Origin of the sequence: Paenibacillus sp. Dod16 (genome assembly GCF_049893405.1) — a bacterium.
GTDB lineage: Bacteria > Bacillota > Bacilli > Paenibacillales > Paenibacillaceae > Paenibacillus_AQ.
This window is the reverse complement of record NZ_JBNDYG010000001.1, coordinates 1-13,923: the sequence shown is the minus strand read 5'-3', so window position 1 is coordinate 13,923 and position 13,923 is coordinate 1. Positions and strand designations below refer to the sequence as shown.

The following is a 13,923-nucleotide window of genomic DNA, read 5'->3' as shown; positions in this document are numbered from 1 at the left end:
GTTTACGCAACACGGAGGATGCCGACAGATATCACGTTATGTTTCCTATCATGCCATTAACTTCCGATTGCTGCGCTGCAATGGCTTGGCTTTATTCTATGAGTTCCTTCCAAATCCCGTAAATATGTCGTTTTTATCTTTAACTATAGAGCATGCAAAGCCTCATAAACACTGGAAATTTCATACTGTATATGTTGATCTTGCACCTGACATGAGGATTACAATTCACTGACAATCTTGGATTTCGGACAGAAAAAAAGCCATTCCTGAACACGGAAAGGCTTTTTTTATCTATGAGGATATGGATATTTCTCGAAAACTATGTCATTTTTATGTTATTAAATGTAACCTATCTGGCTGTATTTCGGTCGTCATTCGTAACATCACCAAAGAAGCGGATCGAGTACAATGCACACAGACCGACAATCGTATAGATGATGCGGGAGCCGATGGAGCTCTGTCCACCAAACAATGCAGCTACCAGGTCGTATTGAAACAGGCCGACCAGAAGCCAGTTAATGCCTCCAACAATCAATAACAGCAAAGCTATTGTATTAAATGTTCTCATCGTTTAACCCTCCTTACGTCCGATTTTCACATCATTCGTTACATGTTTGTTCATCTATGATTTTAGTATCTATTTTTAACCAATTATTGCGTATGTAATCATGTCCGAACAAAAAAACATCCCCTTAACGGGGATGCTCTTGCACCGGGTCATTCTCTTCCTTTAGACCCCCTTGGGGAAACCGCGTTTATGATGCAAAAGCTCGAGAAACACCTCTACGGCCTTGGTATGATAAGGTGTTTTTTGTGTAATCCATGAGAACTGCCGTGCCACCGGTCTGCCATTCGGTACCAGCATATGCAGCGTTCCGAGTTGCACCTCCTTGCGCACCGCCCATCGCGACAGCAGCGTGACGCCAAGGCCTGCCTCCACGGATTCCTTGATCAGCTGGGTGCTACCGAACTCCACGATATGCTGAGGGCGAATATGATACCGTGAGAACATCCGCTCCGTTGCCTCGCGGGTGCCCGATCCGGCTTCCCTGACAATCCAGGTCTCATCCGCAAGCTCGGAGAGCGATAGCTCCTGCAGATGATCATACCGCCCGTCCCGGGGAACCATCACCAGCATCTCATCCTCGGCAAAAGCCTCGATATGCAGCTTATCATCCTGATAATCCCCCTCCACGATGCCGATATCCGCCTCATGGCGCAGTATCATCTCCGCCACCTCCGTGGTGTTCCCGATCATAATCGATGGGCGGATCAAGGGATAATGTTCCCTCATATAAGCGATCAAATGCGGCAGCATATATTCCCCGAAGGTATAGCTGGAGCCAATGGACAGAATGCCGCTCGCCCGATGCATCAAATCGTCCACAAGCGTGTTCATGCGGGTGTACAGGCCCAGAATGTCCTTCGCATGATGGTATACGATCTCTCCGGCTTTGGTTAGCCGGACATATTTATTGGTTCGCTCCAGCAGCTTGGTGCCCACAGACCGCTCGAGCGCTTGGATATATTGGCTTACCGCGGGCTGTGTCATCAGCAGCTCCTCCGCCGCACGGGTGAAATTCCCCTTCTCTACCACCGTAACGAATACCTCCAATGGTTGATCCACGCTTTTTGCCTCCTTCTTCGCAATGTCCACGAATGGTTATGAGTTATATTTACCATAACATATTACTTATGATGATCATTATAATGATTTATTTTTCTTATCCATTGGAATGGGATACGATGGGTTCAGACCAACCGAACGAATCGGAGGTTACATCTAATGACAGAGCCAGCCTATTCCAAATCACAAGAACACGTCCATCGTCTGGTTCGATGGACACAGCATACGCTGCCCGCCACAGCAGGCGGCATTGCCTTTACCTTTGTCATCGCTCTCATCGGTTACGTATTAGCAAGCATGCCGGGCCTTGGCTACCTTGGCCAGCTCGCCTGGGCGATTCTCATCGCCGCAGTATATCGACAGCTGCGAGGTTACCCGGAGAGACTGCGCATAGGAATCCAATTCACGGCCAAGCGGCTGCTGCGTCTAGCAATTATTCTATATGGCCTTAAGCTGAATATCGGCATCGTGTTCCAGCAAGGCCTGGGTTTAATGATGAGGGATGTGATCAGCGTCATATTTGCCATCGCGCTCACTCTGCTGATTGCCAAATGGCTGAAAGCCGATATGTCCTTGTCCCTTCTGCTTGGCATTGGAACCGGTGTATGCGGTGCGGCGGCCATCGCCGCCGTGTCCCCGATCCTCAAGGCGAAGGAGAAGGACACTGCGCTAGGTGCGGGGCTGATTGCCTTTCTTGGAACCATTGTTGCTATCGGTTATACCCTCGTCCAGCCGCTGCTTCCCTTAACAGACACCCAATACGGCGTGTGGTCGGGTGTCAGTCTTCATGAAATCGCCCATGTAGCATTGGCAGCTGCTCCAGCAGGTGAGGATGCACTTGCGATTAGCCTGCTCGCGAAGCTGGGACGCGTATTCTTGCTCGTACCGCTCAGTATCGCGCTTATGGTCTGGATGAAGCGCACCGGACGTATGCAGAGTCATACACGGATGGAGTTTCCCTGGTTTCTGCTGGGCTTCATGGCAGCGAGTGTACTGGGAAGCTGGGAATTTACCGGACAACCGATCATTCCCCTGCCGATCAAAGATTCGATTTCTCAGGCAGCCTCCTTCATTCTTGCCATGGCGATGGTCGGACTTGGCCTGAATGTCCACTTGAAGGATGTGCGCGGCGCCTGGCGGCCGCTGCTGGCCATGTCCATCACCACCGTGCTGCTGATTCTGCTTACTTATGCCATGGCATAAGTAAGCGAAAGGCAGCCAAAGTGTACAAAACGGAAAACCATCCCCTGCGATAGATTCTCGGCAGGGGATGGTTTTTTTGTGGTGAATAGCTGGATCCAAGCCATATTAGGATGGCCGCAATACGACAACCCCCGTCTTTTTCTTTCCATTTTAGGGTAAAACTAAATGGAGACGGTCCGCCCATTTCGGGTGGAAGGTTTAGCTCCCCTGCTTTCTTGGGTATTTGAGCTTAGTATGCAGTAAACATGCAGAGCTATCATGATAGAGGAGATGGAAGTATGCAGCGAAATCATACGATTATGCAATTCTTCGAATGGCATGTTGCAGCCGATGGCTCGCACTGGAACCGACTCAAGAACGCAGCCCCGGAGCTGAGCAAGGCGGGAATCGATGCGGTATGGATTCCTCCGGTGACAAAAGCTACGTCCGCAGAGGACAATGGCTACGGCATATACGATCTCTATGATCTGGGAGAGTTCGATCAGAAAGGAACGGTTCGCACGAAATATGGAACCAAGCAGGAATTGATTGATGCCATCGCGGCCTGCCACAAGCACGGAATTGCCGTCTATGTCGATCTGGTCATGAACCATAAGGCGGGCGCAGATGAAACCGAGCGGTTTCGGGTGGTACAGGTCGACGAGATGGATCGGACCAAGGATATATCAAAGCCATTCGAGATTGAGGGTTGGACCAAATTCACTTTCCCCGGCCGAGGGGATCAATACTCCTCGTTCCAGTGGAATTTCACTCATTTTAACGGTACCGATTACGACGAAATCAGCAAACGTTCCGGCATTTACCGGATCGTCGGCGAGAACAAATCATGGAGCGATAACGTTGACAATGAATTCGGCAATTACGACTACCTGATGTTTGCCAACCTTGATTACAGCCATCCGGATGTACGCAAGGAAATGCTCGCATGGGGCAAGTGGCTGGTGGATACGCTGCAGTGCAGCGGATTCCGGCTGGATGCGATCAAGCATATTAACCATGACTTCATTAAAGAATTTGCCACTGCCATGAAGAAAAAGCGCGGAGATGATTTTTACATCGTGGGCGAGTTTTGGAATCCCGAGCTTCAGGATTGCCGAGACTTTCTGGATACGGTGGATTACAGGATCGATCTGTTTGACGTGTCTCTTCATTATAAACTCCAAGCGGCTTCCAAAGCCGGCCGTTCCTTCGACCTGCGGACGATCTTTGACGATACGCTTGTCCAATCGCACCCGATGAATGCTGTCACGTTTGTGGACAATCACGACTCGCAGCCGCAGGAATCGCTGGAATCCTGGGTGGAGGATTGGTTCAAGCAGAGCGCTTATGCGTTGATCCTGCTGCGAAAGGACGGTTATCCTTCCGTCTTCTATGGCGATTATTACGGAATCGGCGGCGAGAAACCCATTCCCGGCAAAAAGGAAGCGATTGACCCGCTGCTGTATGCCAGAGCGAATCGGGCGTATGGCCAGCAGGACGATTATTTTGACCACCCGAATACGATCGGCTGGGTCCGCCGCGGCATCCCGGAAATCGAGTTTTCCGGCTGCGCGGTGGTCATCGCCAATGGCGAAGCCGGGGATAAGCGGATGTTTGTCGGCGAGCATCGAGCCGGGGAGATATGGATGGATCTGACCCGTACACGGCAGGATCGGATTACGATCGGCAAGGATGGGTTCGCTCTTTTTCCGGTGAACGGCGGCAGCGTGTCCGTCTGGGCTCACCCGGATATTCCTGTAGAAGCGTAAACAGCAGCATTTTACACAATCAAAAAAACCGGAAGGATCGGTTTCACCAGACACTGGCAGTCCTAATAAATAGGAAAGCACCTGGCGCAAACTCTCATCCTTCCGGTTATTCGCGTTAGCGGCCACGTACCGATCAGCCTTTAACCTGAAAACGACGGCGCAGGCCTTCGCCTAACAGGTTGAACGTGATGATTAACAGCATCATGGCAAATGCGGGATACACAACGAATTGAAACTTCCCTAACCATATGTCCGCTCGATGCTTGGACAGAATGGTCGCCCAGTTATACCCGGTCTCCACGAATTCCATGACATAATAATTAACTTCCTTCCATTCATGACCGAGGAAGATGTTCACGATGGCAAGCTGGCCGAGCAGGAGCATGACCTTCCCCATATCCAAGCAGAAGTTGACGATCACCTCGGGGAACAAGACCGGAATATAATAATTCTTTGTCAACGTTCTCGTCCGAAGTCCTAACGCGGTTCCGGCCTCCATGTAAGGCTCACTTGCCATTTTGTGGGCCTGCTGCTGTATCGTAATCGCAACCCGCCCGGCCTCAACGCCGGCCAGAATCAGAATGGCCCAGCCCATCCGCTGCTGGGAGAAGAGAAAGAATGGCAGCGCAAGCAGCAGAGCCGAAGCGAAGACCGGCGGCAAATAGGAGCACAGCTGGTTCCAGAAGGTAATGAACCGGTGGACGAAGCCTTTTTTCTTACGGGCGATCAATCCCAGGGGCACGCCTATCGCATATCGAACAGCCGTAATCCCCAGCACAAGCAGGATCGTATCCTTGGCGGTCACAACCAGCTTGCTCAGATTATCGACCCCCTTCTTATCCGATCCCAGCCAGTTCTTCGAAGAAGGCTTATAGGGCGGAAGCGTCAGCTTCTGCTTCCCGTCCTTCATCACCCATCTGGAGGTTTCCTGTTTCAAATCCTTGTCGATAAAGGGCATATACGGCCCCGCCAGCATAACAAAAACAAAGAAGGCAAGCAGTGTGCCGCCAATCCATAAAGGGATATTCTTCAAGTCGACTCACCTCATTTCTGATCGGGGATCAAAGTACTTGCGTGCCGATTGACTGATCCATTGGACGATCATGAACAGCACCATGAAAGAAAACGCAATATAGATAATGACACCCGGCTCATAATTGGACCCGGTTCCACTGAACGTGTTGAAGTCCAGCGCCTGAAACAGTCTCCATGCCGCCCCCGGATAATTGCGGTAATATTCCACCACGAGCAGATTGGACAAGATGAAGACGAGCAGGCCCGGAAGATGGGTCAGGATGGTCGCGATACCGTTGCGCAGCATATGTTTGTATACGACTTTTCGGTCACTCAGCCCTTTGGCTTTAGCCAGCAGTATGTATAACTTGCCCTCCTGCGCAAGCAGAGAAGCCGAAGTGATTCGGGCAATGAAGAAAATCGGGTAAATCGACACGAGCAGCGATGGCAGCACAAAGGCCTCCCAGCCGTCAACCGCAAAATAGCGGATAGCCGGAACATGCTTAATAAGCACCCACTGGGCGATCAGCATCAGGAAAAAATCCGGAACGGATTGGAACAGCCATGTGGTCCAGTGCCCCAGCACACTGAATTTGGTCTTGGACAATTTATAGTCGAGGACTCCCTTCAGAATGCCAAACACAAATCCAAGGATTAAAGCGGATACAATAACCAGCAGGCTTTTGCCGACGGCTCCGAAAGCAGCCGCTTCCGAGGTCTGGCCGATATACCGTGTTTCTCCCAGTGTCCCGTTCTGAATGGCATTTGCAAAAAAATCGCGAATATACGTAACATACTCACCCATGTCAAAGGAATAGTTTGCCACCACTAAATAGCCGTCCACCGACAGATTCAAATCCCTCGGCACCAGGACGATGAGGACGATGAACATAAAAGCCAGCAGGCTAGTCACCGTCGTTTTGAGCATTTGCGTTTTTAATCTCATACCGTCCTCCCACACATGATTTCAGCAGTACCCCTATTGGTTCATTCGATTAAGCACTTATTCTACTACTATCATACATCTCCTAAATAAGTCCAGATGAAAATACAAAATTTTACTTTTGATATTTCCGCATCATGTATTGCATTCCATCTTTTGTCATACAAATAGCATATAATTGCCGCTGCCGTTTCTAGCAAATTGCAATCTACAGCGAAAGAATATACTCTGATTGTATATACATCTCATTGGAGGAGGTTCTACGGCGATGTCCATCTATGAATATGAAGTAAAAACGATACGCGGCGAGTCCCAAACGCTGGAGTCTTATAAAGGCGACGTCATGCTCATTGTCAATACAGCAACCAAATGCGGCTTTGCTCCTCAATTCGACGGCCTGGAGAAGCTGCACCAAGCCTACCGCGATCAAGGATTGGCCGTTCTCGGTTTCCCAAGCAGTCAGTTCATGAATCAAGAGCTGGAGGAGGACTCCGCGATCGAGGAGGCCTGCAAGCTCAATCATGGCGTCACCTTCCCCCTATTCTCCAAAATTGATGTGAATGGCACAAGCGCTCATCCGCTCTACAGGCATCTGACGAGGGAAGCGCCCGGCGCACTCGGCATTAAAGCGATTAAATGGAACTTCACCAAGTTTCTTGTGGACCGCAGCGGCAAAGTGGTCAAGCGCTTTGCGCCAACGGATACTCCGGAAAAAATAGAAGAGGATATCAAGAAGCTGTTATAAATGCAGGCCGCCGATTCGGATAAAAAAGGGCTTGCCCAAGGTCCATCGACCTTGGGCAAGCCCTTTATGTTATGTGGTTCGGAATCGTCCATGCTTTGCCATTGCATCCTTTGTATGCTGGCTCCTCGGTCAACTCCCTAAAGAGCCGGGCTGTACGATCTTATAACGTGTGCGGCAGCTCGCGTACCCAGACGGCCATTTCATTCTCGCCGCGGTTGCCCCATAAATAGTACGGAATGGCCTTTAATGATGCGGGAAGCCTCTTTTTCGGAGAGGAACGATACAGTTCATCGCCCCAATCATCAGACTCTTCAAGCCATCCCTCCCCTTCAATGACAACGGCTCCGCCAAGAAGATCCGGATCGAATCGGGAATGAAGCTTCGGATCGCCTGCGAGCGACAGCGAGGATACCGGCGCTCCATGATCGACGCTCTCCAAGCAATATACCAGCGGCCCGCGCTGAATCGCGGCCTTGCCGGCATTCCCCCGTATGTTGGGATTGGCTCTTACTTGATGGATCTCCATGGAGAATGCCAATTCCACGGTGTCCCCCGGTGCCCACACTCTCTTGATGTAGGCATAGCCGTCTTGGGTAATATCCTCCACGGTCACCTCTTGCCCGTTCACCCGCATAACGGCTTTGCCGCGCGACCAGTCCGGAATGCGAAGAGCGATGGTCCACTCGGCTGCCTGCTCAGGCTGAATCGTAAGCGTAACATTCCCATCCCATGGCAGCGCGCTGGTCTGGGTTACCTTCACTGGCACGTTCCCGAGATTGACCTCGGCTTCGCCGCCGATGTATAGATGGGTATACAGCGTATCGTCATTCATCGTATACACGTATTCACCCAGCGACGACAGCAGTCTCGCCACGTTCGGCGGACAGCATGCGCAGGCGAACCAGCCCGGCCGAACCGGCTTCACATGGAACTTGCCCGGATTATGACGGCAGGCCGTAGGCCATACCTCAAGCGGATTCACATAGAAGAAATGACGCCCGTCCTGAGCCATGCTGCCAATGACCGTATTGAACAGCGCGCGCTCCATCACGTCCGCATACTCCGATTTAGGTGACAGCTGCAGCATGCGCTGGGCAAAAAAGATCAGCCCGATGGATGCGCAGGTCTCCGAGTATACGGTATCGTTCGGCAGGTCATAATCCGTGGTAAACGCCTCGCCATGATGGGTGGAGCCGATCCCCCCGGTAATGTACATCTGTTTACGGACCATGTTATGCCACAGATTAACGCAAGCCTCAAGCAGAGCAGGGTCTTTCGTTCTGGCAGCTAAATCGGCCATCGCCGTATACATGTAAACCGCGCGGACCGAATGCCCGACCGCCTCCTTCTGTTCCCTAACCGGCAGGTGGCTCTGATGATAAGCCAAATGCGGCGGATGCAGTACAGAGCGGTAGAATGACTTCTTCCCTCGCTGTTCCCACTCCTGAAGGAAGAAGTGGGGTTCCGTCCCGCGCTCATCTATAAAATACTGACTCAGACTCAAATATCTCGGCTCCTGGGTTACCTCATACAATTTGACCAGTGCCAGCTCAATCTCCTGATGGCCGTCGAACCCATGGATTTTGCCATCCTCGGGTCCAAAGACGGTATCGATGTAATCCGCCAAGCGGCATACCACGTCCAGCAGTTTCCGCTTGCCCGTCGCCCGGTAATGCGCAACTCCGGCTTCGATCATATGGCCGGCGCAGTACAGCTCATGGCAATCCGTCAGATTGGTCCAGCGCTTCTCCGGCTCCTTCACCGTAAAATATGTATTCAGATAGCCATCCGGCTGCTGGGCAGCGGCCACAAGATCGATCAGCTCATCCACCTGCTCCTCCAGCTTCGGATCCGGATGAATGGCAAGCGAATAAGCCGCAGCCTCAAGCCATTTGGCGACATCGCTGTCCTGAAACACCATACCGCCAAATTCCCCCTCCTCCCTGCCGGCAGCAATTCGAAAATTGGACACGCCATAACTCGGTTCCACGCCCGGAATTCGATCATGGAGGGCTTCATATTGGTATGGGATCACCACTTCCCTTACCAGCTCTATGTAACGGGACCAGAAAGGGTCCGTCAGTTTCACTTGCTTAAGGGGGACGGCAGCTGAACGCGAAGTAAGAGTTATCATCTTGGATATACACTCCTTTAGGATTCGAATGATAAAGCCTCGACACTTCCCATTCTACGTTCTATGATAGGATGAAAACGATAACAGAAATGACCTAAATTCTTATACGATTTCACACTTCCCTGGAGGGGATACCATGACAGAACGGAGCGTACTTTCCATTCCTTCACCGCCGCTCCCCTACTTCCTTGAATCCGGAAAAACGCATTATATACCGGGCGAGTCGCATCCCAACCGGAGAAACCTTGGCGTCTACGATCTCATCCTGGTTCAATGCGGCTGCTTGTTCCTGGGCGAGGAGGATATGCAGTGGGCGCTTGGCGCAGGGGATTGCATTGTATTATTACCGGATGCATACCATTACGCCGTGCAGGGGTGCCAGGAGGAAACCTCCTTTTATTGGCTGCATTTTCAGACCGCAGCATCAGACGCAGCCCACGATGATTCGATCTCACACAACATAAAGCTGCCGAGGCATGGCCCTATCCCTTATCCGGAGCAAGCCTATCAGCTGTTCGATTCTCTTCACCTGCTGGCAACGGAACCGAGGTCCACGGCATTTTGGCGCGAACAAACGCTGTTTATCGAGCTGCTGGAGCTGCTGGACCCGTCGAGATCGGATCAGGAACAATCGCGGGTACGCAAAGTCGCGGAGCAGGTGGAGTCCTATATCAAAATGCATTATCGTGAGCCCATCAGCAACGCACGTTTATCGTCCGACTTGCATTTCCACTACAACTACCTGACGCGCTGCATGAAGGAATCTCACGGCGTAACGCCTACGGAATACCTGCTTCAATACCGCCTGGACCAGGCGAAGCGGCTGCTGCTGACCACCAAGTGGTCCATGGCTCGAATCGCGGAGCATGTGGGATTTCAATATCCGCCCTATTTCTCTCGCCGCTTCTCCGCACGTTTCGGCCTATCGCCGCTGCAATTCCGAAAGCAGTACACGGAGTAAGAAGTAATATGGAGCCTCAGGATGCGCATTGCCATATTCCGCGGTTCAGATTAGCTGTTGGGATCGGCGGGTCCTTGTTCGCGGAGCATCGAGCTAAACGATGCGTTGTCCGCGCAAAAAAAGACGGACCCCTCGCGGCCCGTCTCTAATGAATCGATTGCGTGATGTTACGCTTCATTCGGCAGATTAAGCTGCCATGATACGCCGAACTTGTCCGCGATCCAGCCGAATTTTTGGCTAAACCCATAGTTGTCCAGCGGCATCATCGCACCTCCGCCATCAATTAATGCCCCATACACCTTCTCGATCTCCGCTTCCGATTCGCAAGTCAGGTAGATGGAGAAGGAAGGCGTGAACGTGAAGTCATGCTTCACATTGCTGTCGATACACATGAACGTTTGCCCCTTCAACGAAAAGGTGGCATGCATGACGCTTCCCTCGGCTCCCGGCTGATTGGGGCCATAACGGGTGATGCTGGTTATTTCGGAATCCTCAATAATGGAAATGTAATGGTTCATGGCTTCTTCGGCATTACCTTGGAACATTAAAAACGGGGTTGCACTCTTCATGGACAAAACACTCTCCCTTGTTCATCTGATTAGGACGGATCGTTCATCTTTCCTGTCTCAAGCAGCTGCTTCAATCCCTCAAACATATAACCCCATCCATGTTCGGTTTGGGTATGATATTCCGTGAGCGCCTTCTCGATATCCTCCGCGGTCCATTCCTCCTCGTGAGGAACAACGATCTCTTGCGTGAATGTCATTTCGCATCCCGCATCCACGGGTTTGAACTCGACCGTTATTTGGTCCACGGTTTCGCTGAACTGGGGCATCCTGAAGGTAAGCACCAGCTTGTGAGGCCGGTCTATTACAAGGTACTCCCCAATGGCCCGGTACTCCTTGCCTTCCCGAACGTCAACAATCTCCCAGGTTCCGCCCACGCAAGGATCATTACGGGCGATCTTATTCGTCGTTTCCAGCGTAAACAACCATTTGCGCATCATGTCGGGGTTTAACCAGGCATCAAATACTCGTTCCGGCGCTACCTCAAACAAGCGTTTCATGACCAGCGTGGTTGTAGAGGCATTCTCCAATGTAAATCATCCTTCTCATATTGAAATTGGTATTAGGTTCGATCTGTTTCCCTACGTTCTCATCGTTGTCCAGTATGTTCAGCCGTATTCCTGTTAATGCTCCTCCTTCTTCGCTTTGTTCAGCTCGCGTTCCAATGCATCAAATTACCGGGTCCAGAATCGCTCGTAGAATTGCAGCCATTCCAGCGCCTTACTCATGACGCCCGGATTGAGACGACAGGTATGTGTCCGTCCCTGAATGGATCGATCGAGAAGGCCAGAACGCTCCAGCACCTTGATATGCTTGGAAGCTGCCGCAAGCGACATGTCAAACGGCTCGGCCAGCTCGGATACGGTCATCTCTTGCGCCGCGATCATGCGCACCATCTCTCTTCGGGTCGGATCAGCCAATGCGTGGAAGATGTGATCCAGTTGTTCTTCGTTATTTTGTTCAACCATATGGTTAACTATAATGGAACCATTTTATAAAGTCAACCAATCGGTTGAATATAGTGCAAAAAAAAATCAGGCCCTTCGTTTAAAGAGCCTGGCAATAGATTTTTCGAATAATGCGGCAGCATCCCGCTTCGGCAGCGGATCAGAGGGAACGCCCACCTTTTTATCCGATAACCTCATCCAGCAGCCGCTCGAGCTCTTCGTAACTCGCCACGGTATGCTGCGGTTGATGCTCCGATTCCGGCCCAACGCTCCGGTGATTGAACCAAATCACATGCCAGCCTGCAGCCAATGCGCCAACCACATCATTGCGCCACGAATCGCCGATGTAATAGGAGCTCTTCGGCTCCGTGCCGGTCAGCCGGTTCACATGGTGGAATATCCGTGGATCAGGCTTGTCCCAGCCCACCGCACCGGATACGAACAACCGCTCCTCCGGTATGAGGTCACCCAGCTGCATAGCCGCGATTTTGTTCATCTGGTGTTCCGCCGGACCATTGGTGATCAAGCCAACGACATGCCCGGCATCCGTCAATTTCTTAAGAAGCTCCCGGGCGCCTTCAAACATCGTGATGTTATACTGCCGCTCCAGGTAGGCTTGCTGTACGGTTTCCGCCTCCTCAAGGGTCAGCCCTACGCCGAATTCAGCCAGCGCTAACTGGAACCGACGTCTGCGCATATCCTCAACCGCTTCCCCGTATGCCGCCGTGCCAGCCCCTCCGAGCTCTACAGACAGCTTGTCGCTGTAATAACGCATCCGGTGATAAGCGGCTTCATATGGAAACGTGCCATCAGGGCGGGCAACCTTCTGAACGGCATCGCGAAAAGGCGCCAGATGGTCATACAATGTATCATCCACATCGAAGAAGATTCCCTTCGGTGATATTGGTGTCTTCATACGCATCCCTCTTCCTCATTCGATCTCTCTATTGTACCCGCATCGGCACCACCCGGGTCAAGCCTATCTGTTAATAAGTTCCTTTCCTATGATATGATGGAATTAGAGCGGCAGGACACATCAACTGGAGCATGAATCCTGACTCGCAGCAGCCAAGACCTCCAATTGCAAGGCCCGATTTATGTACCCGGATAAGGAGATGAATAATGATGACCAAGGATATGACCGAAGTGTGGAGTAAGGATTTCGTTCCCGATGGCAACCGTGCCAGCAACGTGGATCGTTTCACCGGCTTTGAGGATACCTATGACCAGCATCGCCCCGAAGCTCCCCAGGAGGTTGTCGCCCTGCTGACAGGCTATTTGGAGCGCAAGCCCTCTCTCGTTGTCGACTTGGGATGCGGAACGGGACTATCCTCGTTTGCATGGAAAGACGCAGCGGACCAGATCATCGGCGTTGAACCGAATGACGATATGCGGGGCAAGGCCATGGCCAAACTGCAGTCGCTGCAGGAAGAGGCTGACGGCAGCCACGGTGTGCAGCTTGCCGACATCAGGTTTGTCTCCGGCTATTCGAACCAATTGGCGCTCCCGGATCAGTCCGCGGACATCATCACCTGTTCCCAATCCTTCCACTGGATGGACCCGGCCAGCACGTTGAAGGAGGTTTCCCGCGTTCTGCGTGAGGAAGGGATATTCGCGGTATATGATTGTGATTGGCCGCCGAGCCTGACCTGGAAGGTCGAGCAATCCTACCATGAGCTGATCGAATGGGCAGAGGCCACCATCGACCGCCATGTGGAGGCACAGGAAAAGGCCTATAAAGGGAATAAGAACGAGCATCTGAAGCATATCCGGGAGAGCGGAGTGTTCCGGTTTTCCAAGGAGATCGTATTTCATCATATAGAGCCGTTCACCGCCGAACGATATACCGGCCTTGCCGTCAGTCAAGGCGGTATCCAGACCGTGTTCAAGCTGAAACAAACCGAATTGAACGATAAAATCGCACAGTTCCATGCGCTGGTCGAGGAGCACTTCCAAGGGCGGACACTTCCCGTTATGCTCAGCTACCGCATGCGGCTTGGCATTAAATAAAGCAAGAAGCATCGAAAGGGATAAT

At 51.7% G+C, this 13,923-nt stretch carries 14 protein-coding genes; 5 read left to right on the top strand and 9 right to left on the bottom strand.

What is annotated here, in order from left to right:
• Positions 1 to 349 precede the first annotated feature (349 nt).
• Entirely contained in the window at positions 350 to 568 is a 219-nt protein-coding gene (locus tag ACPV3A_RS00070; RefSeq protein ID WP_071218753.1) for a DUF378 domain-containing protein, read from the bottom strand.
• A 162-nt stretch (positions 569 to 730) separates the two neighbouring features.
• Complete coding sequence (locus ACPV3A_RS00065; RefSeq protein WP_426197817.1) at positions 731 to 1,627, bottom strand: LysR family transcriptional regulator; 897 nt, start codon at positions 1,625 to 1,627, stop codon at positions 731 to 733.
• Between the two features lie 159 nt (positions 1,628 to 1,786).
• Here ACPV3A_RS00065 and ACPV3A_RS00060 point away from each other — a divergent pair, with 159 nt between their 5' ends.
• Complete coding sequence (locus ACPV3A_RS00060; protein ID WP_194540041.1) at positions 1,787 to 2,830, top strand: YeiH family protein; 1,044 nt, start codon at positions 1,787 to 1,789, stop codon at positions 2,828 to 2,830.
• A gap of 278 nt (positions 2,831 to 3,108) precedes the next feature.
• The gene (locus ACPV3A_RS00055) at positions 3,109 to 4,578 is read left to right on the top strand and encodes an alpha-amylase (protein WP_194540042.1); all 1,470 of its coding nucleotides are present in this window, start codon (positions 3,109 to 3,111) and stop codon (positions 4,576 to 4,578) included.
• Between the two features lie 133 nt (positions 4,579 to 4,711).
• Here ACPV3A_RS00055 and ACPV3A_RS00050 read toward each other — a convergent pair whose 3' ends face one another.
• A complete protein-coding gene (locus ACPV3A_RS00050; protein WP_194540043.1) occupies positions 4,712 to 5,611 on the bottom strand; it encodes an ABC transporter permease subunit in 900 nt (299 codons plus the stop codon).
• A gap of 6 nt (positions 5,612 to 5,617) precedes the next feature.
• Positions 5,618 to 6,538 carry an ABC transporter permease subunit gene (locus tag ACPV3A_RS00045; RefSeq protein ID WP_426197816.1) on the bottom strand — a complete coding sequence of 307 codons (921 nt, stop codon included), beginning with the start codon at positions 6,536 to 6,538 and terminating at the stop codon, positions 5,618 to 5,620.
• Positions 6,539 to 6,803: 265 nt separating this feature from the next.
• Here ACPV3A_RS00045 and ACPV3A_RS00040 point away from each other — a divergent pair, with 265 nt between their 5' ends.
• Complete coding sequence (locus ACPV3A_RS00040; protein ID WP_194540045.1) at positions 6,804 to 7,280, top strand: glutathione peroxidase; 477 nt, start codon at positions 6,804 to 6,806, stop codon at positions 7,278 to 7,280.
• Positions 7,281 to 7,440: 160 nt separating this feature from the next.
• Here ACPV3A_RS00040 and ACPV3A_RS00035 read toward each other — a convergent pair whose 3' ends face one another.
• Positions 7,441 to 9,414: a glycoside hydrolase family 127 protein gene (locus ACPV3A_RS00035; RefSeq protein WP_426197814.1), complete on the bottom strand. Its 1,974-nt coding sequence runs from the start codon at positions 9,412 to 9,414 to the stop codon at positions 7,441 to 7,443.
• A gap of 136 nt (positions 9,415 to 9,550) precedes the next feature.
• Here ACPV3A_RS00035 and ACPV3A_RS00030 point away from each other — a divergent pair, with 136 nt between their 5' ends.
• Entirely contained in the window at positions 9,551 to 10,375 is an 825-nt protein-coding gene (locus ACPV3A_RS00030; protein WP_426197812.1) for a helix-turn-helix domain-containing protein, read from the top strand.
• Between the two features lie 167 nt (positions 10,376 to 10,542).
• Here ACPV3A_RS00030 and ACPV3A_RS00025 read toward each other — a convergent pair whose 3' ends face one another.
• The 4 genes from ACPV3A_RS00025 to ACPV3A_RS00010 all read right to left on the bottom strand — a co-directional run bounded on the left by ACPV3A_RS00025 (position 10,543) and on the right by ACPV3A_RS00010 (position 12,810).
• A complete protein-coding gene (locus tag ACPV3A_RS00025) occupies positions 10,543 to 10,944 on the bottom strand; it encodes a VOC family protein (protein ID WP_426197811.1) in 402 nt (133 codons plus the stop codon).
• Between the two features lie 29 nt (positions 10,945 to 10,973).
• Complete coding sequence (locus ACPV3A_RS00020; RefSeq protein ID WP_426197810.1) at positions 10,974 to 11,471, bottom strand: SRPBCC family protein; 498 nt, start codon at positions 11,469 to 11,471, stop codon at positions 10,974 to 10,976.
• 144 nt (positions 11,472 to 11,615) lie between these two features.
• Complete coding sequence (locus tag ACPV3A_RS00015; RefSeq protein ID WP_426197809.1) at positions 11,616 to 11,909, bottom strand: ArsR/SmtB family transcription factor; 294 nt, start codon at positions 11,907 to 11,909, stop codon at positions 11,616 to 11,618.
• Positions 11,910 to 12,069: 160 nt separating this feature from the next.
• Complete coding sequence (locus ACPV3A_RS00010) at positions 12,070 to 12,810, bottom strand: HAD family hydrolase (RefSeq protein ID WP_220687221.1); 741 nt, start codon at positions 12,808 to 12,810, stop codon at positions 12,070 to 12,072.
• Between the two features lie 203 nt (positions 12,811 to 13,013).
• Here ACPV3A_RS00010 and ACPV3A_RS00005 point away from each other — a divergent pair, with 203 nt between their 5' ends.
• A complete protein-coding gene (locus tag ACPV3A_RS00005; protein ID WP_339296735.1) occupies positions 13,014 to 13,898 on the top strand; it encodes a class I SAM-dependent methyltransferase in 885 nt (294 codons plus the stop codon).
• Positions 13,899 to 13,923: the final 25 nt, after the last annotated feature.